The 24,637-nt window shown below is 66.8% G+C and carries 7 protein-coding genes; 1 reads left to right on the top strand and 6 read right to left on the bottom strand.

From position 1 onward, the window contains the following. Positions 1 to 773: 773 nt before the first annotated feature. On the bottom strand, positions 774 to 2,939 hold the full coding sequence (locus tag ACLMAJ_RS37255) for an MMPL family transporter (protein ID WP_412018621.1): 2,166 nt from the start codon (positions 2,937 to 2,939) through the stop codon (positions 774 to 776). 89 nt (positions 2,940 to 3,028) lie between these two features. On the opposite strand from ACLMAJ_RS37255, the gene ACLMAJ_RS37250 reads away from it, so the two are divergent. Further along, entirely contained in the window at positions 3,029 to 3,673 is a 645-nt protein-coding gene (locus ACLMAJ_RS37250; RefSeq protein ID WP_412018620.1) for a TetR/AcrR family transcriptional regulator, read from the top strand. A gap of 546 nt (positions 3,674 to 4,219) precedes the next feature. Here ACLMAJ_RS37250 and ACLMAJ_RS37245 read toward each other — a convergent pair. From ACLMAJ_RS37245 to ACLMAJ_RS37225, 5 genes are all read right to left on the bottom strand, one after another. After that, positions 4,220 to 5,632 (bottom strand): NHL repeat-containing protein, encoded by a 1,413-nt coding sequence (locus tag ACLMAJ_RS37245; protein ID WP_412018619.1) that lies wholly within the window; start codon positions 5,630 to 5,632, stop codon positions 4,220 to 4,222. A 98-nt stretch (positions 5,633 to 5,730) separates the two neighbouring features. Beyond that, complete coding sequence (locus ACLMAJ_RS37240; protein ID WP_412018618.1) at positions 5,731 to 6,498, bottom strand: SDR family NAD(P)-dependent oxidoreductase; 768 nt, start codon at positions 6,496 to 6,498, stop codon at positions 5,731 to 5,733. Between the two features lie 96 nt (positions 6,499 to 6,594). Then, positions 6,595 to 8,082 carry a DHA2 family efflux MFS transporter permease subunit gene (locus ACLMAJ_RS37235; RefSeq protein WP_412018617.1) on the bottom strand — a complete coding sequence of 496 codons (1,488 nt, stop codon included), beginning with the start codon at positions 8,080 to 8,082 and terminating at the stop codon, positions 6,595 to 6,597. 129 nt (positions 8,083 to 8,211) lie between these two features. Continuing rightward, on the bottom strand, positions 8,212 to 20,307 hold the full coding sequence (locus ACLMAJ_RS37230) for an SDR family NAD(P)-dependent oxidoreductase (protein WP_479725048.1): 12,096 nt from the start codon (positions 20,305 to 20,307) through the stop codon (positions 8,212 to 8,214). Next, positions 20,304 to 24,637 (bottom strand): SDR family NAD(P)-dependent oxidoreductase (locus ACLMAJ_RS37225; protein ID WP_412018616.1); only part of this gene is annotated, 4,334 nt, incomplete at its 5' end. The genes ACLMAJ_RS37230 and ACLMAJ_RS37225, both read right to left, overlap by 4 nt.

The following is a 24,637-nucleotide window of genomic DNA, read 5'->3' as shown; positions in this document are numbered from 1 at the left end:
ACGATGTGTGAAATGGGTCTGGGCAACTGATAGCAACGCTACGTAACGACTGAGTTGCGAACTCCCCCATTTGAGTTCCGCTGGCCGCAGCGAGTCCAGCTCAGCTGCGGCCAGCGTTACCGTCAACTCTACACAATCGTTATCCTCGCGCAACCCTCTTGGCCGAGGTGGGGCGTATAAAGCAGCACCCCAGCAAACCCTGGAGAAGGCCCGGTTTTTCACTGTTCCAGCTAACCCGTGGCCGCTCTTCAGGCCGCACTTTCCGACTCGCAAAGGACCGCTGCCACGGGAAACCGCACGGCACTCCTTAACCACCGCGCGGCGGATCAAACAATCTTCGAACCATTAGCTGGAGCGCTTCAATAGACCTCTCCATGGTCGCACCGCACCCGTCACCACCTGCGCGTTCTACTGCCACTAATAGAGATAGCTGGACAGCAAATGAACGGAAAGCAACTCCAAGTTTGTTTAGATCGTAATAAACAAGATATGCACCATGTGAGACCGCGCGTAGGTATACCGATGCCCGGTCAAGATCAGAAATAACCAGTTGCGCAAAGGTGGGTGCACGTGCCGCCGGTCCCAGCGCGATCAGCACCGCGGCCGCAACTATGCAGCCTTATGTGATCTTCGCCTCACTGATGCTCGAGGGGTGGTCTACCCGCGCGAAATCGACAACAGCGGCTGCGGATTCATCGTGCTGGGGGACAACACCTATAGACGCCGCGGACGGCCCCGCGCAGCGCGCAAAGCCGTCCGGGATAGCGGAGCGTTCAGCCCTCCGCGAGACCGACCCTCGCGTGCATCAACCGCATCGGTCGCGGCGCGTACCAGGCGGCTCTGCCGAGTAGTCGCATCGCTACCGGGACCAGCACGCCACGCACCAGTGTCGCGTCGATCAGAATCGCCAGACCCGCACCGAGCCCGAAGAATTGAATGAACCGGACATCACTGGTGGTGAAGGCCAGGAAGCTGATCGAAATCAGCGCCGCCGCCGTGGTGACCAGCCGACCGGTCCGCGCCAGGCCCTCGACGACCGAGTCGGCCGCGGACGCGCCGTTGTCACGCATTTCCTTGATCCTGCTGATCACGAACACCTCGTAGTCCATCGACAGACCGAAGGTGATGCAGAACAGCAGCAACAACATCGACACGTCCAGTGGCGCTGGGGTGAAACCGATCAGGCCGGACAGGTGGCCCTCTTGGAAGATGAAGACCATCACGCCGAGCGTCGCGGCAAGGCTCAGCACGTTCGACAGCAGAGCGCGCAACGGCTGAACGATGCTGCCGGTGAACAGGAACAGCAGCACGAAGGTCGTCAGCACGATCCAGCCGATCGCCACGGGCAGCTTCGACCCGATCGAGGCAAGGCTGTCGCGCAGTTCGGCGGCCTGCCCGCCGATCAGAGCGCTCGACCCGGCCGGGCTCGGCACCGCCCGCACCCTGTCGACCAGGTCGCGGGCCGCGCTCGAGTCCAGGTCGAGATCGGTGAGCACGGCAAGCCGCTGTGCGTCTGGACGGGCGAACCTGGCATCGGCGGGCGAGGTCGCGCCCTGCTCACCGCGCACGAAAGTGCCTGCGCTGGAATCGACCTGGGTGACGTGCTCGACGCGGGAAAGGTTGCGCGCGTAATCCGTGAGCGGGTCCGCTGCTACCCCCGCGGTTGTCACCACCGACAGCGCGTTGGCGTTACCGCCGCCGAAGTCCGCACGCATCGCGTCGCCGACCTGGCGTACCTCGGTGCTTGCCGGCAGCACCCGGTCGTCGGGGGCGCCGAACCGCACGCTCAACAGGGGCGCCGCCGCAAGCAGTAGGACCGCGACCACCGGAACCCCGGCCAGCGCGGGCCTGCGCATGGCAAACCTGGCAACGCCCGCCCAGAACGGTGTCGCCGCACCGCGAATTCCGCGGACGCCCGGCACTCGCCACGCATCGGTCCGCTCGCCGAGCACCGCGAGCAACGCGGGCAGCACCACGACCGCGGCCACCGCTGAGATGCCGACGACGCCGATCCCGCCGTAGGCGAAGGAGCGCAGGAAGTACTGCGGGAAGATCACCAGCGCGGACAGCGCCGCCACGACCGTCGCCGCACTGAACACGATGGTCCTGCCCGCCGTCGATACCGCGGCGACCACCGCATCGGATGGCTGTGCGCCCGCCGCGCGGCGTTCGCGGAAGCGACTGACCATCAGCAGCCCGTAGTCGACCGCGAGTCCGAGCCCGAGCCCGGTGGTCAGGTTCACCGCGTAGATCGACACATCGGTGACCGAACCGAGGATCGCGAGTTCGGTGAAGGTACCGAGAATGGCGATACCGCCGACGACCAGAGTCAGCAGTGCGGCGATCACATTGCCGAAGGCGAGCACCAGCAGCGCGAGAATCAACGGCACCGCAACGGCTTCCGCGAGGCCGAGGTCCTTGCCGATCTGCTCGGTGATCGAGTGGAAGATCGCGGAGCTGCCACCTATCCGGATCTGCGCCACCGGGCTATCGGCGCGATACTCGTCGACGATCGAGGCGGCGGCCTTTTCCTTGTCGGCGGCGTCGGCGGCCGAGCTGCCCGCGAGTACAACGGCAGCGGTACCGTCCTGCGCTCGCATCGCGGGCGATCCGGTGTCCCAGTACGAGACGACATTGGTGAGCCTGTCGTCGGCCGCGAGCCGTCGCGCCAGGTCACGGCCGAGATCGGCGACGCCGGCGTCGTCGACGGTGCCTGTCTTCGCGCCGATCAGGAAGACGTAGTCGGTGTCGGCGCCGAACTTGTCCGCCAATCGGCTGGTCGCGGCGCTGGATTGCGCGTTGGGGTCCTCCTGCCCTCCTGGCTGCATCTTGCTGAACGCTGTCGCGCCGACCACCCCGCCCGCGAGCAGCGCGAATACACCGACGACGAGTATCCAGCGGGCGTGGCGGACGGTGAATCCGCCGAGTCTTTCGAACATATCGGGTCCCCGATCGAGAATGTTTACAGTCGCAAACTTTACGGGCGTTAACTTGCCATGAGATGTGTGCGGGTGTCAACATCGATCCGATGACGAATTCGGAATCAGCGACGAAGCGCGCCGACCGCGAAGGGCCGTACCACCACGGCGACCTGCGCAACGCGCTCGTGCGCGCCGCCGCCGAGCTCGCGGAAACCGGCGGACCGGAGGCGGTGACCGTGCGCGCGGCCGCCCGATTGGCCGGGGTCACACCGACCGCGGCCTACCGGCACTTCACCAACCACGATCAACTACTCGGCGCCGCACAAACCGCGGCGCAACAGAGCCTGTTCATGGCGATGTCGGCCGGAGTGGAATCCCTTGGTCCACAAGCACACGCGATCCTGCGGCTGAACGCGGTCGGCCGCGGCTACATCGCCTTCGCGATGCAGGAGCCGGGACTGTTCCGCACCGCGTTCTGCGAAACCGGCCCCGTCGACGGCTCGCCGGAGGACTCACCCGCATTCAACCTGTTGTCGACGCTGCTCGACGAACTCGTCGAGATCGGCTACATGGATCAGGTACATCGCCCGGATGCCGAAATCGCGGCCTGGGCAACGGTGCACGGACTTGCCGGGCTGATGGTGGACGGACCCATTCCAGGGCTGGACGACGCGGCACGGGAACAGGCCATCACGCATACCCTCGCCGTTGTCCAGCGTGGCCTGGCAACCGGCCCGAACGTCCCCGCGTGAGTGCTGGCTGGTGCCCGGTTGGTCGGGCTGCGGTTCGGGTAGTGGTTGGGCACTGACTCCTCGGAGGTCGCTGTCCCGGGATGGTGTGCTGTGCAGTGGTTTTGCCGGGGGTAGCGCTGGGCACGTTGGGTGCGGTACCCGGCCTTCTCTTCCGCGAAGGGAATCGACGGTAGTCAAATGGTTGTTGCCGAGGAGTTTTGGACCGCCATTCGACTGCGCTCGATGAAGTGGCTGCGGGGGACGCACACTTGCCTGCTCGGTTGTGGCCGAATGTCGCTGCCGCGGACTCGCACCCATAGGCGCGGCGGGTTATCCACACGTCGTTCATAGGTGCAGCCTGTTATGCACAAGTACTGCACCGCGTAATCCACATGCACGGCAGCTGCGCATAGGTGTCGCGTGAATATGCACAGGGGCTGTGGAAAGTCTCGACTAGGGGTCGAGCCCAAAGGTGTTGGGCTGGACTATCCACAGGCGCGGTGCACACGGTGTGATCCACAGTGGGTGGCTCGTGGACGAGTGCGTTCTTCTCGCTGTGGCGGTGGGTCAGTTGATGCGCAGGACTCCGGTTACCGTGCCCTGCATGATCTGACGACCATGGGTGACCAGCGGCGATGTCTGTAGTGGGTCATTGATGATGGTGCCGGGCAGCGGCCTGCTCGAGGTGACAGCGCCGGTGTCGGGATCGATGACCGTGAAGGCGTAACCGTCCAATGGCGTTGTGGTGTCGAACCCGAGCCGCGTCACTGTGTAGATCGCGTTGTCGACTGTGGATAGATGTGGAACGGCGGCGCTGCGCACCGTGTTCTCCCAGACCGTGTGGCAGCCGGTGTCGTCGACATCGACGCGGGTCATGCCGCCGATGAACGGCGCGGTCGCCGGAACCGCCTGGCCCGCGCCATCGGGTACGGCGGGATACGGATAACCGTAGGTACTCGCGACGAATAGTGAGCGGCCGATACCGATCGGTGAATTCTCGCTGCCCGCACCGCCCTTGGTGAGTACCGGCTGCGAACACACCAACTGCCCGCTGCCCGAACGGAAGACCAGCGCGTTGACCCGGCCGTCGGCGTTGTCGACGATCGTCAGGTAGTCGGCGCCGGTATCCGGGCCGAAATAGGTAGGCGTGGAACCGGTACCCCAGCTGAGTTGGCCCGGCTTGCGCGCCCGGCCGCGTTCGTAGGCCGCACGCCAGAGCACCTCGGGCCGGCCGGATTCGGCGCGCAATTCGTAGAGCGCGTGCGTTGTCGCGACGGCGACGCGCCCGCTGGGTGCCGCGGAAATACTGTTGGCAACCTGCTCGCCCGCGGGCAGCGCGACGACGGCTGCCCGGCCCGCGGGCGGAACCAGTCCGACCAGACCATTGCCGGTAGCGAACCAGACATTGCCGGACCAGTCCGGAACCAGCCCGGTGACGTTGTCGCCGACCGGAATTGCCGAGGCGAGGTCGGTCGACGACTCGACCGCCAGCCGCCACCCGCCTGCGGCGTCGCGCGCGTGGGCGACCCGCAGCAAGGTGCGGTCGCCGTCGACAACCACCAACCTGTCGGCGTTGTCCAGATAGGCGTACACGCCACCGAGCAAACTGCCTTTGACCAACGTGAGCGCGGCCAGCGAGCCGCCGAGCGGCCCACCGCCCGCCGGATCGAGCAGCTGGACGGTGGGGGCCTGGCCCGCGATCGCCGTGCACAGCGCGACAACCAAACCGTCCGAACCCTGTAGCAACGTCGGGCAGGCCGCCGCGAGCGGATAAGCGCCCACCGACACATCGCCTGGTCCGGGGCCCGCCAACGGCGTCGCGTCCGACGATCCGGCGTCACCGTGCATGGTCGCGGTGCCGAGCGGTCCGAGATACGGGTTGGGCGATGCCAGCGGACCCCATTGCCCCACCGCGTCGGCGGCGCCTGCGGGAGCCAGCGCCAGCGCGCAGGCGGCGAGCAGAATCAACGGTGATCGCATCTCGGTCATCCTTCTGGTCGGCGGCACGGCTTCGGTCGAATCAGGGCCTTCGATCGAATCCGATCCGGCGTGGCAGCAAGGCCACCCCCGCGTAGGGGCTACATCAAAGCGCCGCCGTCGACACGGATCTCGGTCCCGGTCATGTAGCGGCCGTCGTCGGAGGCGACCATCGCGACCACACCGGCGATGTCGTCCGGGCTGCCGAGCGCGCCGCCGTTGAGCCAGCCGGTCATCCTGGCGAACAGGCTCGGGTCGAAACCCTCCGGCTGATCCCGGATGGATTTCGTGGTGATCCCGCTGGTGATGCCCGCGGGCACGATATTTACCGCACGCAGTCCCTGCTTGGCGTACTCGAGCGCGATGGCGTGGGTGAACGCGTTGACGCCACCCTTGGACGCGGCATACGCGGCCAGATAGGGGGCCGCGCTGAAGGCCGCCGTCGAAGACAGATTCACGACAACGCCGTGGCCGGACTCCACCAGCGCGGGCAGCGAGCTCTGGGTCATCAGGAAGGTTCCGGTGAGGTTCACCGAGATCACCTGATTCCACACGTCAAGGGGCATTTCATCGGTACGCGCGGGGCGCAGGATGCCCGCCGCGTTCACCAGCACATCCAGACCACCGAGGAATTCGAGCGCCTCGGCTGTCGCGGTGCGCACCGATTCGAGATCGGCGACGTTCACCACGACGGTTCGCAGCCGGTCGGCGGCGTCGCCCGCTTTCGTCGCGGTGGCCTCGAGGCCGGACTTGTCGATGTCGGCGGCGACCAGCTGCGCCCCCTCGTCGAGTAGCCGCAAGGCAATGCCCTGACCGATACCCGATCCTGCTCCAGTGACGAATACTCGGCGGCCGTCATATCTACGCATGTCAAAAATTAGAACAGGTTCTCATTGAGAGTCAATACGTTCACTCCGCGAGGCCGGGCCTCGATACGGTTGCGAGACCGCGTCGGGAGTGTTCGGTCAGCTCGCCGCGGCATCGGCGGGAAGCGTTGATTCGACGGTCACGGATTCGGTATCGGTGTTGCGTGCGGCCGCTTCGAACAGCAGGGCCGCGACTATGCCCGCGACCAGGAATCCGACCGGCAGAAACATGGTCTGGCTCAGTGCCGAACCGAGTGACTCCTTCACGGTGGCGGGCAAAGTACCCGAACCGGCACCGCCGCTGGAGATGTGGCCCCCCGCCAGTCCATGCGCGGACATCCGCGCGGTCATGGTCGCGGCGATGGCGGCACTGCCGATCACCGATCCGACCTGGCGCATCGCGTTGTATACGCCGGACCCCGCGCCGGCTTGCTGTTCGGGCAGGTTGCGGGTCGCCGTCGCCGCGAGCGGAGCCCAGGTACAGGCATTGGCGAAGCCGGTGACGCCCCCGACCACGGCGAACCACACGATCGGCGCATCCGCGGCCATCAGCGCCGACATCGCGAGAATCGTCACCGCGTAGAGCGTGAATCCCACCAGGGGAAACAGCCGAGGATGGGCCCGTTCACCGAGCTTGCCGACCAGCGGCGCACACACCAGCATGACAGCGGCCATCGGGGCGAACACCAGGGCCGCCCGGGTCGGCGACAGCCCGCGTACGACTTCGAGGAAGAAGTACAGCGGGACCATGGCGGCCGTCGCGGTGGCTCCGGTCGAGACGATCGCGATATTGCCCAGCGCGAAGTTACGGTCGCGGAACAGGCCCAACGGGAGCAGCGGCTCACCGCCGCCGCGCGCTTGGGTTATCACGAAGATCGCCAGCACCAGCAGGCCGCCCGCGATCATCGTCCAGATGCGGGTGTCCCAACCCCGAATATCACCCTCCTGCAAGCCGTAAACCAGCAGGAACATACCGACGGCACTCAGCAGCACGCCGACGATGTCGAACCTGTGCGGATTCTTCGGCAGCGTCGGCACCAACCGGAGGCCGAGCACCAGACCGACAACGCCGATCGGAATGTTGATGAAGAAGATCCACCGCCAACCGAACGAGTCCGAGAGCGTACCGCCGATGATCGGCCCGAGCAGCAGGGCCAGGCCCGCTGTCGCACCCCACAACGACATCGCCGCGGCCCGCTTCGCGGCCGGGAAGGTTCTGGTGATCACCGCCATGGTCTGCGGCGTCATCAGCGCCGCGCCCAGGCCCTGCACCACGCGGGCCGCGATCAGCATGCCGATGGACTGCGATAGCCCGCACCACAGCGACGCCAGTGTGAACACCGCCAACCCGGCGAGGTAGACGTACTTGGGGCCGAAGCGATCACCGAGACGACCGCAGGTCAGCAGTGGAACCGCGAAGGCGAGCAGATAGGCGCTGGTCACCCAGATCACCTGCGGCACACTGGCGTCCATCGCCCGCAGAATCACCGGATTGATCACGATGACGACCATCATGTCGGCGGTCGTCAAGAAGAACCCGATGATCATCGCGCCCAGAGCGGGCCATGGATTGCGTTCTGGATTCATGGTTTTCGTCCTTAGGATACGGAGATGATCATGCGGCTCGAAGTGACTGCCGCGGAGTTGTCCCGAGTTCGGACTCACCGCCGTTCGGCACTTCGATTGTCGTCCGGTCGTTGCTTCTCATCACATCCCTTACCGCGTTGATATCTGCTGGTCGATGAGCGCGAAAAGCTCGTCAGCACTTGCCGCCTCGACGGTGGCGCGGGCGCTGTGGACCGTGGATCCGGGTTCCTCCAGCGCTTCGGCCAGCGTCGCGCGGATCCGTGCGGCCAAGCGCTCCTTGTCGCCGGCGGATGGCATCGTCGCCAACAGCGATCGCAGCGCCGTGATCTGGTCATCGACCACCGATGTGGTCGACTCGGCAGTCGCCGAAGTGGTCGCCGTGGCATCCCACCGAGAACGCAACAGTTTCGCAACGGCGGTGGCGGTGGGGTGATCGAAGACGAGGGTGGAGGACAGCGGGAATCCGGTGGCCTTGGCGAGCCGATTCCGCAGCTCGACGGCGCCGAGCGAATCGAATCCCAGTTCGTTGAACGGGGTCTCGGGCTCGATGGAAGCGGCCGAGGGGTATCCCAGAACTGCCGCGGCGTGTTCCCGGACGAATTCGAGCAGCAGCGCATCCCTTTCGTCGTCGGGTGTGGTTGCGAGTCGTTGCATCAACCCACTGCCGGTTGCGACGCCGCTCGCCACGCGGCGAGCCCCGACGGCGACCAGGGAGCTGAGCGCTCTCGGCAGCGACCCAGCGGCGGCCTGAGCGATCAGCGCCTCCACATCCAGGCCCACACCGGCGACCGTCGGGAGACCGACAGCTAATGCGTCCTCGAGCAGCGACATCGCATAGTCCTCGTCGAGCGGGACCAAACCCTCGCGGCGCAGCCGTGCGATATCAGCCTCGGTCAGAGAGCTGGTCATACCACTGGTCGCACGCCACGGACCCCACGCCACCGACGTCGCGGGCAACCCGGCGCGATGCCGGGACTGCGCCAACGCATCCAAGAACGTGTTCGCCGCCGCGTAATTGGCCTGGCCCGGGCTGCCGAGCGTGCCCGCGATCGATGAGTAGAGCACGAACATCGACAGATCCAGATCCTTGGTGGCCTCATGCAAATTCCACGCCGCGTCGACCTTCGGCCGCAGCACCGTCGCGAACCGCTCCGGGGTCATATCGGCAAGCAGACCATCAGCCAATACGCCCGCGGTGTGCACGACACCGGTCAACGGGTGCTCGGGCGCAATCGCGGACAACAGCCCGTCCAGCGCGACCCGGTCGGCCACATCGCACGCGACCACATCCACATACGCGCCGAGCGCGGTCAACTCGGCCACGAGATCCGCGGCGCCGTCGGCGGCGAGACCACGCCGACTGGCCAACACCAGCCGCCGCACACCATGCCCGACGACCAGATGTCGAGCCGCAACCGCACCCAGCCCACCGGTACCGCCGGTGACCAGAACCGTGCCTTCGGGTCGCAGCTGCGACGGAATGGCAAGCACGTTCTTGCCGATGTGCAAGGCCTGACCCAGGAACCGGAACGCTTCGGGCGCCTGCCGCATATCCCATCCGGTAACCGGTGGGGGCACCAGTACACCGGTGTCGAACAAGTCGACGAGGACACTCAGAATCTCGTGCAGCCGGTCGGGGCCGACCTCGTCGAGATGGAAACCCCGGTAACGCACACCCGGGTGACGCTCGGCGACCTCGCCGGGATCGCGGCGATCGATCAGCCCCATCTCGAGGAATCGGCCACCGCGGGGCAACAATCGCAACGAGGCATCCACGAATTCCCCTGCCAGCGAGTCGAGAACGATATCGACACCGCGACCATCGGTGACCTCGAGGAACTTCCGCTCGAAGTCCAGGGTTCGTGAGTCACCGATCTGCGCATCATCGAACCCCATACCGCGCAACACATCCCATTTCGGCCGACTCGCCGTCACCAGCAGCCGCAAACCCAGGTGCCGCGCCAATTGCACAGCCGCCATACCCACACCGCCGGTCGCGGCATGCAGCAACAACGTCTCCTCCGGTCGCGCCCCGGCCAGATCAACCAAGCCGTAGTACGCGGTGACGAACACCACCGGCACCGCCGCCGCCTGCGCGAACGACCAACCCCGCGGCACCCGGACCAACAGCCTGCTGTCGGTCACTCCCACCGAGCCGATACCAGCGACGAACCCGAAAACCCGGTCACCAGGCACGAATTCGGTGACATCGGGCGCCACTTCCAAGACCACACCCGCACCCTCACCACCGATAGCGGCATCCGCGTCCGGGTACATGCCCAAGACGATCAGCACGTCACGGAAGTTGACGCCTACCGCGCGCAGAGCTATCCGAACCTGACCGGGAGCGAGCGCCGCCAGCGCGGTGGGCGTCTCGACCAGCGCGAGGTTGTCACCGGTCAAAGTGCCCTTGCCGAAGTGGGTCAACGCCCACGCCGGAGCATGCAGCAGCTCACCCGCACCCACCATGTCGCCGACACCACGACTCAACCGCGCCGCATACGGCACGCCCTGCCGCAACGCCACCTGAGGTTCATCCGCGATCGCCAAAGCAACAGCCACGCCGTCGCGGTAATCCCCCCAGCGGTCCACATCGACAATCACGATCCGGCCAGGATTCTCATTCTGACCACTACGCAGCAAACCCCACACCGCCGCACCGACCGGATCCACCGATTCACCGGCCTGCACCGCCACCGCACCGCTGGCCACCACAACCACCTGCTCATGCCGCGTCAGCAGCTCACGCAGCCGCGCCGCCATCTCGACAAGCCGACCGTGAACCGCGCCCGGCACATCCCCGGTATCCCCTCGGTGGTGCGCAGTCGGGCCTCCGTGCTGATGCCGCGCTACCTCCTCCGGCCCCTGGACTCGCACCGCGTCCTCGACTCGCAGCACGGCCACCGCCCTGCCGTCGACGGTCACCGTCTCACCGTCGTCGGTATTCGCCCAATGCCCGTCCGCGACGAGGTCACCCGACTCCGGCATCGGCAACGAAACCCAACGCAGCTGGTGCAGGCCGCTATTCGGATGCGCAGTCGCGTTGGACGCGCCGAAAGCGTCGACCGAGACCGGACGCAGAGTCAACGCCCCGATCTCGACGACGGGCGCACCCTGAGAATCGGTGAGTGTCAGCAGGAACCGCTGATTACCCGCCTCGGACTCGGCCGCCCGCAACCGGACCCGCACCGACACAGCGCCGACAGCGTGCACATCGACGTTCTCCCACGAATACGGCACAAGTACCGAGCCCGCCGCGGCGGGCTCGGCCAACCCGCCGAGACCAATCGCATGCAGAACCGCATCCAACAACGCCGGATGCACCCCGAACCCCTGCACCGACTGTGGCTGCTCCGGCAAAGCCACCTCCGCGAAAACCTCACCGCCGAGCCGCCACAACGCCGTCAAACCCTGGAATAACGGTCCATACCCATACCCGCGCTCGGCCAAATCTCCGTAGACATCACCCAACTCCACGGGCATTGCCCCAACCGGCGGCCAACTCGCCGTCGGCCCGACCGGAGATGACGGTGCCTGCGCGACAACAGTTCCCGTCGCATGGCGGACCCACTCCGCCCGCTCCGACTCGCCGTCGAGTGTGTCGGAAGCGCGTTGCGGGCGCGAATACACCGACACGGCTCGGGAGCCCGCATCATCAGGTCCGGCCGCTATCACCCGCAACTCGACGGCTCCCACCGATGGCACAACCAACGGCGCGGACACCACCAGCTCGGCCAGTCGCGGGCTGCCGACCATCGCCCCGACATGCAACGCCAACTCCACGAACGCCGTACCCGGCAACAGCACTGCCCCGCCGATCACGTGATCGGCCAACCAAGGATGGCTCGCCAACGACAACCTCCCGGTCAGCGCCACCCCATCGGAGTCGGGCAACCAGACCGCCGCACCCAACAACGGATGCTGCACACCGTCGAGGCCCGACGTCCGGACATCACCCGCATCGGCAGTGACAGCAGGCCAATACCGCTGGCTCTGGAACGCATACGTCGGCAACGGAACCCGACGCACCACACGACCCGCGAACAACGAGCGCCAATCCACGTCGATCCCCGCGTTGTGAACCTGTGCGAGGAACCTCGAGAATTGCCTCACCTCGTCGACGCCGCGCCGGCCCGCAGCCGTCACCAACGACTTCGATTCGATATCCGCTGGCAAACACTGCCGGGTCATCGCCGCCAACACCGCGTCGGGACCCAATTCCAGGAAATGCCGAACACCCAAGTCCACCAGGGTGTCGACGCCGGGCGCGAAACGGACCGTATCCCGCACGTGACCGACCCAATAGCTCGGTTCAGCGGCGGCCTCGGCTCCTATGGCGCCGAACACGTTCGACACCACCGGCAACAGCGCAGGACGGTAGGTCACCCCGGCCGCCACGGCCTCGAATTCTGGCAGCATGGGATCCATCAATGCGGAATGGAAAGCGTGGCTGACCCGCAACCGTGAAGTCTTGACCCCGTCTTCGACGAGCATCGGCTCCAGCTGCGCGACGGCGTCCTCGTCACCGGAAATCACGATCGAGGATGGTCCGTTCACCGCCGCGATCGACAGCCGCCCACCGAACCGGGCGATGGCCTCGACCGCCCGCTCTTCCGAGATCGCGGCGGCCAGCATCGCGCCGCCGTCCGGCAGCGCTCCCATCAGCCTGCCCCGCGCCACGACCAGCGCGCATGCGTCGGCCATCGACCACACCCCGCCCACGTAGGCGGCGGCCAGCTCTCCGATCGAATGCCCGATGAGCACGTCCGGGGTGATTCCGAACGACTCGACAAGCTGGAACAACGCAGCCTCGAACGCGAACAACGCTGGCTGCGTGTACTCCGTTCGATGCAGCAGATCCTCGCCCGCGGTGCCGAAGACGATGTCCTTCAACGAGAAGCCCTGCAACGAAGGACCCAGCAAACGGTCGAGCTCGGCGCACAGCTCGTCGAACGCCGACGCGAATACCGGGAACGCCGCATACAACCCCGCTCCCATACCGATACGCTGCGCGCCCTGCCCTGTGAACAGGAAAGCGATCTTCCCTCTGACCGGTCTGCCCGTAGCCACACCCGACGACACTGATCCCGACGCCAAATCCGCGAGGCCGGCCAGCACGGCGTCTCGGTCGTCTGCGACGACTGTCCCGCGCCAATCGAATCGGGCTCGCGTCGTCAGCAGCGAATGGGCCACATCCACCAGCTCCGCTTCCGGATGTGCCGACAACCATTCGTGCAGCCGAGCCGCCTGCGCACGCAGTCCCGGCTCGGATTTCGCCGACAGTACCCACGGCACCATTCCCAAAGGAACGGGCGCAGGGCCTGCCGGTTGTGCGGCACCCTTCATGCTCGCGGGTGCTTCCTCGAGGATCACGTGCGCGTTCGTGCCGCTGATCCCGAACGAGGAAACACCAGCACGACGCACCCGCACACCGACAGGCCACGGCTCCGCCTCGGTCAACACACGCACCGAACCCGCGGACCAATCCACATGCGGCGACAACTCGTCCACGTGCAACGTCTTCGGCAACAACTCATGCCGCATCGCCTGCACCATCTTGATCACACCACCGACACCCGAAGCCGCCTGCGAATGACCGATATTCGACTTGAGCGAACCGATCCGCAACGGCCGGTCCGGCCGCTGCTGCCCATAGGCGGAAAGCAACGCCTGCGCTTCGATGGGATCGCCCAACGCCGTCCCGGTGCCGTGTGCCTCCACCACATCCACATCCGTGGATCGCAGGCCCGCATTGGCCAGCGCGGTCGCGATCACCCGTTCCTGCGAAGGACCGTTCGGCGCGGTCAAACCATTGCTCGCACCGTCCTGATTGATCGCGCTACCACGCACGACCGCCAATACGTTGTGGCCCAAACGCTGTGCGTCCGAGAGGCGCTCGACCACCAGCACGGCCGCACCCTCGGCCCAGGCCACCCCGTCGGCGTCCGCGGAAAACGACTTGCAGCGTCCGTCCGGAGCCAGCCCGCGCTGCCTGGAGAACTCGACGAACACCATCGGCGTCGACATCACGGTGGCGCCACCGACCAACGCCATGGAACTCTCGCCCTGACGCAGGGCCTGGCATGCCACATGCAGCGCAACCAGCGACGATGAGCACGCCGTATCCAGTGTCATCGCCGGGCCTTCCAGACCGAGCGCATAAGCCACCCGGCCGGAGACGACGCTCCCTGCCGCGCCGGTCGCGATATACCCCTCGATCTCGGGTCCCGCCTTACGCGTGACGGCGTCATAGTCCTGGTACATGACGCCGGTGTAGACACCGGTATCACTGCCACGCAACGACGTCGGATCAATCCCCGCGTCCTCCAACGCTTCCCACGACACCTCCAGCAACAACCGCTGCTGGGGATCCATCGCCACCGCCTCACGCGGGCCGATCCCGAAGAAGCCTGCGTCGAACTGGGCCGCGTCCGTGAGGAACCCGCCCTGCCCGACATACGACGTGCCCGGATGGTCGGGGTCCGGATCGATCAGACGATCCAGCGCCCAGCCGCGATCCGACGGAAAGTCACTGATGGCGTCGGTGCCCGACAACACCAGATCCCACAGTTCATCCGGTGATTCGACGCCGCCGGGATACCGGCAGGCCATACCGACGATCGCGATCGGCTCATCGGTGCGGACCCGACGGCGCGCAGGCGCGGCACTAGCCTTGGGCCCCTCGATCCGCGAGCGTATGTATCTGGCCATCGCGGCCGCCGTCGGATAGTCGAAGGCAAGGGTCGATGGCAGCCGCAAACCCGTAGTCTTACCGAGCCGGTTGCGGAACTCCACCGCGCCTAGCGAGTCGAAACCCAGTTCGCTGAACGGTGTTTCGGCCTCGATCAGCCCTCCGGAGCCAAGCCCCAGCACCGCCGCGACCTGGTCACGCACAAAGTCGAGCACCACCGCGTCCTGGCGTTCGGGCGGCACCGATGCCAACCTCATCGCCAGGTCGCCGCCACCGCTTTCGGCGCGACGCGGCGCGGGCACCAAGGACTGCAGGATAGCGGGCAACAACCCGGCGCGAGCATTGACCGACAGCGCCGCCATATCGAAGTCGACCGCGGCGACGAACGGCACGTCCGCGCCGCCCGCCAGATCGAACAACGCGAGCCCATCGGCATGAGCAAGCGGCCGAAATCCCATGCGCGACAACCGCTGCACACCGGCCGCGCCCAGTTCCGCGGCCATGCCGCTGTCCTGGCTCCACGGGCCCCACGCCACCGACACCGCAGGCAGACCGGCGTTGGCGCGCCGCCGCGCCAACGCGTCGAGCACCGAATTCGCCGCCGCGTAGTTGCCCTGCCCCGGCGACCCGAGAACCGCCGCGACCGAGGAGAACATGACGAACGCCGACAACTCGCGGTCCAGGGTGAGTTCATGCAGGTTCAGCGCCGCGTCGACCTTCGGCGCGAGCACCTGATCGACCTGTTCGAGCGTCAGTTTGTCGACTGTGCCATCGGCGAGAACACCCGCCGCGTGCACGACCGCCGTCAACGCCGGACCATCGCCGATGCCATCGAGCATCGTCCGCACAGCGGCGCGATCGCTGACATCGCACCCGAATACCCGTGCTCGCGCGCCGAATTCGGCCAGCTCGGCTACGAGTTCGGCGACACCGTCGGCCGCCATACCGCGCCGGGACACCAGCACCAGATCACGCACGCCGCGCACAGCGGCCAGATGCCGCGCGACCAGCGCACCCAGTCCGCCCGTACCACCGGTGATCAGCACCGCACCCGAGCCGAGGTCGATGTTCGACCCGGGCGCCGAGCCTTCCCGACGGGCCAGCCGTGGCGTCAGCAACGCACCCCCGCGTAGCGCCAGTTGCGCCTCATCGGCGTGCACGATCGCCGATATCAACTCGGGGGTTACCGCGCCGTGGTCATCGACGTCCACCACAACGACACGGCCGGGATTCTCCGACTGAGCACTTCGCAGCAAACCCCAGGTGGCCGCATCCGCCAAATCCGGATCCTCACCCGGCAGACCCGCGCCATTGCGCGTCACCACAACCAGGCGCGCATCGGCCGCCGCGGGCAGCCGCAGCCACGAGCGAACCGCCGCGAGCACTGTGTGCACCCGCCGACGCACCGCCGCCGCCGACATTGATGCGTCGCTGGAGGCAGCCGACAGCAGTCCGTCACCGGCGGCCGAGAGTGACCCGTCGACGGTGTCCTCCGCAAACCACACCGCGACCTCGAAGTTCGACTGCCGCGCACCGTCGTCGGTATCCGGACCATCGCCGATTGCGGCCGCGCCCAATGCGGCCATGTCCGGGTAGCTCCGTGGGAAACCCGGTGCGGGAGTGGAACCGACGAAGGCAATCCGCCGGCCGTCGACATCGGCTTGCGGACGCGCATCCACGGCACCCCACACCACGTCGTAGAGGCCGTGCTGCCCGGTAGCGCGGCCGTCGTTCAATGCCTGGCTGCTCACCGGTCGCGCCTGCAAAGCTTCGACGGTCAAGACTAGAGCGCCCGTGTCATCGCTGAGCTCGAGCCGCACGCCGAATTGTGCTCCGGCTCCACCGGGTCGGGTTCCCGCGTCCGGTTCGATCGCTTCGACATCGCGCAGGATTCGTACCCGCACGGCCGCCGCTCCTCGGCGATACAACCGCACGCCGGTGAACGAGAACGGTAGTGGCGCATGGTCCTGCGGCAGGTCTGTGGACAACTCCTCCACGGCGGCATGCAGTGCGGCATCGAGCAGCGCGGGATGAATGCCGAAGCGAGCGGCATCCGCGCCGACCTCGGCGGGCAACCGCACATCGGCGAGCACGGCACCGTCGTCGTCGCGCCACAGGCGACTGACACCTTGGAAGGCGGGTCCGTAATCGAGTCCGCGCGAAGCCAATCGGTCATACATCGTGTCGCCGGAAATCGCGTCGTCGGCCGGTTCCCGGCCGAAATCGCTATCGGACCTTGGTGCACCGACCGTCACGCCGGGAGCGAGGAGGCCGCGCGCATGCGTGATCGCGTCGGCGGTTCGCTCCACGCCATCGTTCGAGGACTGTTCACCCACTGTCCGGGAGGCGATGACAAACCGTCTGCGCCCGTCGGCATCGGGCGCTTCGACACTGACCTGGACGTCGATCTCGGTCCGGTCGTCGTCCCACCGCAGCGGCGCCTCCAGAACCAGCTCGTCGACGATCTCGACCCCCAATCGGGCCCCGACCGCCAACGCCAGCTCCACAAAACCGGTGCCCGGCAGCAGAACCGCGCCGAAAACCGTGTGATCGGCAATCCACGCCTGCGCTGCCATCGACAGCCTGCCGGTGAACAACCACTCGTCGGTACCGGCCATGGCGACCGCCGCGCCGAGCATGGGATGGTCGATCGCCGTCAGACCGGCCCGGCCGACGTCGGCGACGCCGTTGCTGGAGGGCAACCAATAGCGCTGGCGCTGGAACGGATACGTCGGCAACGGAACTCGACGCGGCGTCCGATCCGCGTACAGGGGGCGCCAATCCACTGCGAGGCCCGCGACGTGTGTGGTCGCCAGGAAGGTGGTGAACCGCACCGTCTCGTCCGCGTCCCGGCGACCGGCGGCAGCCACCACCGACCGCGCTTCGATGTCGGGTTGCTCGGCCAGGCACTGACGCGTCATCGCCGCGAGAACCGCGTCCGGGCCGACCTCGACGAACCGCCGAACCCCGGTGTCGACCAGCACCTGAACACCCGGCGCGAACCGAACGGCCGCCCGCACCTGACCCACCCAATACGCCGGATCGGTCAGCTCACGCTCTACCACCGCACCCGACACATTCGACACGATCGGGATCGTCGGCGTTCGGTAGGTCAAACCCGATGCCACCGAGCGGAACTCATCGAGCATCGGTTCCATCCGCGCCGAATGGAAGGCATGGCTGACCCGCAACCGGCTGGTCTTACGCCCCTGATCGCCCAGCAGTCGTTCGATCTCCTCGACAGCATCCGCATCGCCGGACAACACCACCGACGACGGACCATTTACCGCCGCCACCGCCAGCCGGTCCTCGAATCCGGCCACCAGCGCGACCGCCTCGTCTTCGGAGACGGCGACAGCCAGCATCGCCCCACCCGTCGGCAACGCACCCATCAACCGACCACGCGCCGCCACCAGCACACACGCGTCCGACAGCGACCACACCCCCGCCACGTACGCGGCCACCAACTCGCCGATCGAATGACCCAGCAACACATTCGCAGTCACACCGAACGACTCCAGCAGCCGATACAACGCCACCTCGAACGCGAACAACGCAGGCTGCGTGAACTCCGTCCGGTCCAACAACCCATCAGGGTCGTCGAACATCAACTCGCGTAGCGAAAACACAGAACTTCCCGACGAATTACCGTCGAGCGGCCGGTGAACCTGTCCGAGCAAAGAGTCGAACGCGGCGCACACCTCATCCAATGCCTCAGCGAACACCGGGAACGCGGCATACAGCTCCCGGCCCATACCGGCCCGCTGCGCACCCTGTCCCGTGAACAAGAAGGCTGTCTTGCCCGAAACCACCCGCCCTGACACAGCACTGGACGCCCCCGACCCGGCGGCCAGATCTGCCAGCCCGGCCAACAACTCTTCGCGGTTGCGCCCAACGACCACACCGCGCGAGTCCATCGGTCCCCGCGACGTCGTCAGGGCATGCGCGACATCCCACACGTCCGCACCGGGGTCGCGGATCAGCCACTCCCGCAAACGATCCGCTTGCGCCCGCAGGGCCGCCTCGGATTTCGCCGAAATGATCCACGGGACGACATTCGAGGCAACACTCGCCCGCGTCGATGTCGGCTCGCTCGAGCCGTCCGGCACCGCTTCATCGGAAACCGATTCCGCGGCAACCGCAGCGGAGGGCGCTTCTTCGAGAATGAGGTGAGCATTGGTGCCGCTGGCTCCGAACGACGAGATGCCCGCGCGCCGGACCCGCTCCCCCTCCGGCCACGGCCGGCTCTCCGTGAGCAGCTGCACGGTACCCGCCGACCAATCCACATGGGGGGTGGGCGCATCCACGTGCAACGTTTTCGGCAGCATGCCGTGGCGCATGGCCTCGACCATCTTGATCACGCCGCCGACCCCCGCCGCGGCCGAGGTATGACCGATATTCGACTTGAGCGAACCCAGGCCGAGCGGCTTTGCCTCGCCTCGGCTGCCGTAGACGCCGATCAAGGCCCGCGCCTCGATCGGATCCCCGAGCATCGTGCCGGTGCCGTGCGCCTCGACCGCGTCGATATCCTCCGGCCGCAGACCGGCATTGGCCAACGCCTGGGTGATGACGCGTTCCTGCGATGGGCCATTCGGCGCGGTCATGCCCTTGCTCGCGCCATCCTGGTTGACCGCGCTACCGCGCACGACCGCCAAGACATTGTGGCCGAGCCGCCGGGCGTCGGAAAGGCGCTCCAACACCACTACCCCGAGACCTTCGGAGAAGCCGGTCCCGTCCGCGCCTTCCGCGAACGCCTTGCAGCGCGCGTCGGGCGACAGCGCGTGCTGACGCGCGAAAGCGATCAGCAGGGACGGATCCGACATCACGGTCACACCGCCCGCCAGCGCGAGCGACGCCTCACCCTGCCGCAGCGCCTGGCACGCCAGATGCATCGCCACCAGCGAGGAAGAACACGCGGTATCGATCGATAGTGTCGGGCCCTTGAAACCGAAGATGTAGGAGACCCGGCCGGAGAGCACACAGCTCGCCACGCCGAGGTAGGCATGCCCTTCGGCCTCGGCGGTCAACTCCGGCGAGCCGACGCGCGGACCGTAATACTGATGGAAGACACCGGAATAGACGCCGGTATCGCTGCCGCGCAACGAGACCGGGTCGATTCCCGCGTCCTCCAACGCTTCCCACGACGCCTCCAGCATCAGGCGCTGCTGCGGATCGAGCACCGCGGCTTCCCGAGGACCGATACCGAAGAAGCCCGCGTCGAAATCGGCGGCGTCGTAGAGGAATCCGCCCTCACGGGTGTAGATCGTGCCGGGCACATCCGGATCGGCGTTGTAGAGCCGTTCCAGATTCCATCCGCGGTCGGTCGGCAGCGGGCCGACGGCGTCGGTGCCGGAGGCGACCAGATCCCACAGCTGTGCCGGCGAGGCGACACCGCCCGGATACCGGCAGCTCATCCCGACGATCGCGATCGGTTCCCGCGCACGCTCTTCCAGCTCGTTTATGTGCTTATTGGCGGTGCGCAGGTCGCCGGTGACCTTCCGTAGGTACCTGGTGAGTTTTTCCTCGTTGCTCATAGTCCGCCGAACTCCTCATCGATCAGGTCAAAAAGCTCGCTGCTTGAATGCGAGGCCAGGTCGTCGTATTCATCGGTCTGCCATCTCTCGCCGAGATGGGATCGCAAACGGTCGCCGATGCCGAGCAGGGTGGCGACGGTCGCGTCGTCCTCGCCCGCGGCGGCGAGCACGCGCTCGACCATCGCCTCGAGCCGGGCAAGGTCGTCGCTGGCCGAGCTGGCAGCGGGCGGTGGCGCGCTGACCGACTGGGCCAGCTGGTCATGCAGGTAGCCGGCCAGCTCGATCAGGGTCGGGTAGTCGAATACCAGCGTCGAAGGCAACTGGAGACCGGTCGCTTTCCCGAGCCGGTTGCGGAACTCGATGCCGCCGAGCGAGTCGAATCCGAGCTCGTCGAATCCTTTGTCGGGACGTAGCTCCGCGGTCGAGGAATAGCCGAGTACGGCGGCGGCCTGCTCCAGCACCAGGTCGAGTACTGCCTGCTCCCGTTTGGCCTCCGGTATCCGATCCAATACGAAACCGTGCGATTGCCCGGGCTTTCCGGCATCTCGCGCGGGCCGCCTGATCAACCCGCGCAGTGCCGAGGGGATCGAATCGACGTCGACGTCGCGCCGCAGGGCGTTTGCATCGAAGCGGAACGGCACGAGCGCCGGAGCCGCCGCGGTTCCGGCGACGGTATCGAAGAGCCGAAGACCGTCCGCCTTCGGCAGTGGACGCATCCCCGAGCGGGCCAGTCGTGCGATTCCCGCGTCGTCCAGGGTGTCGGCCATGCCGCCCGATCCCGTGCCGGTCTGCTCCCACAGACCCCAGTCGAGGGCGATAGCGGGCAGACCTTCGGCAAGACGCCGGGTAGCCAACGCGTCGAGGAAGCTGTTGGCGGCGGCGTAGTTGGCCTGCCCCGCGGAGCCGAGAATCCCGGCGACCGAGGAGAACAACACGAACGCGGACAGCTCCGCATCGCGCGTCGCCTCGTACAGATTCCAGGCCGCGTCGACCTTCGGCGCCAGCACACGGTCCAGTTGTTCGGCGGTGAGCGTTCGGATCGTCGCGTCGTCGAGTGCGCCCGCCGCGTGGATCACGGCCGTCAACGGCTGTTCGGACGGGATCGAATCGAGCAGGGCTCGCGTTGCCGCCGGGTCCGCCAGATCGCACGCCGCGATGCGCGCGTGCGCGCCGAGCTCGGTGAGTTCGGCCACTAATTCCGTCGCACCCGAGGCGTTTTCACCACTGCGCGACGCCAAGAGCAGTTGCCCGACACCGTGCTCGACGACCAGGTGCCGAGCCAGCAATGCGCCGAGCCCGCCGGTGCCGCCGGTGATAAGCACCGTCCCGGAGCCGAACGACGGTCTCGTCTCGGCGGCGGCGGCCAGACGCTGCAACCTCGGCACCAGCAGCGCCTCCCCGCGAACGGCCACCTGAGGTTCGCCGGACGCGAGGACCCGCAGCACGGCCTCTGCCGACAACGGCGCGGTGTCGGATGCGGACTGCCAGTCGAGCAGAACGATCCGACCGGGATATTCCGATTGCGCGCTGCGCACCAATCCCGTGACCGCGGCCGCGGCGAGATCCGGTGTCTCGCCGGGCATCCCGATGGCGTTATGGGTGACGACAACCAGCCTCGAATGCTCGAGGGTTTCGTTGTCGAGCCACGCCTGGAGCGTGAGTAACGCCGCGCGCGTGCGGTAATGCACTGCGGCCGTAACGTTGTCGTTTCGGGCTATCGCGTCGTCGGCGGCCCACACCACGACCCCCGGCACCGTGTCGCCGGTCATGATCAGGCTCTCGGAGTCCGGATAGCGCTGCGCGACATCGGCGATCGAGACCGTGCCGAGTGCGGCGATGGTCTCGGAACCTACAGCGCCCGTACCCGTTTCGGCGGGGAGTTGTGTCCAGTGCAGTTCGTACGTCCCGATATCGCTACCGTTCAGCGAGCCGCGCAGCTGAGCGACATCGTAGGAGCGCATGACGGCCTCGTCGATGGAGACGACCGGGTTACCGTCGTGGTCCATCGCCGCGATGGCGATGGCGTCCTCGCCCTTCGACACCGCGATCACCCGCAGCGGTCCCGGCCGGGTGACGCCGTGGAATCGGGCACCGCCCCAACGGAACAGCAGCTTTCCGAGGTTCGGATCCCCATCGAGCTCGGGCCACATCAGGCAGGCGAGTCCGGCATGGCCGAGGGAATCCATCAGACCCGGATGCAGATCGAATCCATCCGGGTCTATGGCCGAATCCAACGCGACCTCGGAGAAAATGGTGTCGCCGCGCCGCCATGCGCGTTCGGTGCCGCGGAACGACCTGCCGTACTCGAGCCCCGCCGCGGCCTCGATATGCGCGGGAATCCAGTCCACGTCGATCGGTTCGGCATCCAGCGGTGGCCACGGCTCGGCCCGCAGTTGTTCCATCAGCGACTCGGCTGCCGGTCGGTCTGCCGCAAGCACGCCGCTGGCGTTGCGTACCCACGCATTGTCACCGGCGACGCGGTAGTGGAAGGTGAAGTGACGCCGTCCCGTTTCGCCTGCCGCGTCGACAAACGCTTGCAGTTCGATTTCGCCGTCCTCGGGCGGCAACACCGGGCCCTCCAGTGTGAGCTCCTCCACGCCGACGCAGCCGAAGCGCGGACCCGCCACCAACAGCATTTCCAGCAGCGCCGTGCTCGGTACCACCAGCACGCCGTAGCTCGTGTGATCGGCGAGCCATGGGTGCGTCCGGCGTGAGAGGCGGCCCGTGAGCATCCATTCGTCTTTGCCGGCGACCTGCACGATATCTGTCAGCACGGAGTGACCGGATGTCGTCCGCGACGTTTCGACGGCGGGTTGCAGCCAGTACCGCTGGTGCTGGAATGCGTAGGCGGGCAGCGAAACCCGCGACACAGCTCGACCTTCGTAGAGCGGCTTCCAATCCACACGGACGCCCGCCACGTGGGCCTGCGCCAGTGCGGAAACGAATCGGGTCGGCTCGTCGCTCGAACGCCGGGAGGCCGCGACCACTGTCGACTTGGCCTCGATGTCCGGAGTCTCGGCAAGACATTGCCGAGTCATCGCGGACAGCACAGCATCCGGTCCGATCTCCACAAATCGCCGTACTCCCGCCTCGGCCAGGGTGTCGATCCCCGCCGCGAATCGGACGCAACCGCGCACTTGCTCGACCCAGTAACCCGGATCGGTCACCTCGTCGCCGACCACGACCCCCGAGACGTTCGACACGATCGGGAGGCTCGGCTTGTGATAGGTCAATCCTTGTGCCACGCGACGGAACTCGTCGAGCATCGGCTCCATCAACGCCGAATGGAACGCGTGACTGACCTGTAAACGGGAGGTCTTCGCTCCGTCCACGGCGAGCTTGTCCTGGATCTTGCTTATCGCGAATACATCCCCGGACAGCACCACCGATGACGGAGCGTTCACCGCGGCCAGCGACACCTGGCCAGCGAACTCGGCAAGCACCGGAGCCACTCGGTCCTCGGATAGCGCCACCGCGAGCATCGCCCCGCCCAGCGGCAGTGCCCCCATCAACCGCCCACGCGCGACCACCAAGGCGCATGCCTCCGGCAACGACCACACCCCCGCCACGTATGCGGCGGCCAGCTCCCCGATCGAATGTCCGATCAGCACGTCCGGTACGACACCGAAGGACTCCATCAGCCGGTACAGCGCTACCTCGAACGCGAACAACGCTGGCTGCGTGAACTCCGTGAGGTCCAACAACGCCGCGTTACTCTCATCGAACACCAGGTCCTTCAGCGACCAGTCGAGCAGCGGATCGACCTGGGCGCATACCTCGTCGAACGTCGCCGCGAACACCTCGAAAGCCGCGTACAACCCCGCACCCATCCCGGTTCGTTGCGCACCCTGACCAGTGAACAGAAACGCCGTCCTGCCCGAACCGACGCACGCCTCGACCGTGCCGGGCGAACCGACCGCCAATTCGGCAAGACCGGCCAGCAGCTCGTCGCGATCACGACCGACGGCGGCTCCGTTCCACTCGAGCTGAGTCCGCGACGTCGTCAAGGAATGCGCGACGTCCCAGACATCCGCGTCGGGATTGCGAATCAACCACTGCCGCAAACGATCTGCCTGCCCCCGCAGGCCCGACTCGGAATTCGCCGACACCAGCCACGGCACCGCCGTGAGTGGGCGGTCGGTAGCCGGTGGCGAGACGACCGACTGTGGGGCGGGAGCTTCTTCGAGGATGGCGTGAGCATTGGTACCGCTGACACCGAACGACGAAACACCCGCCCGACGAACCCGCCCACCAACCGGCCACCGCTGGGCCTCGGTCAACAACTCGACCTCGCCCGCGGACCAGTCCACATGCGGGCTCGACTCGTCCG

Origin of the sequence: Nocardia arseniciresistens (genome assembly GCF_046764875.1) — a bacterium.
Taxonomy (GTDB): domain Bacteria; phylum Actinomycetota; class Actinomycetes; order Mycobacteriales; family Mycobacteriaceae; genus Nocardia; species Nocardia arseniciresistens.
Note: the sequence above shows the minus strand (reverse complement) of the source record. Positions and strands in the feature narration are given on the sequence as shown.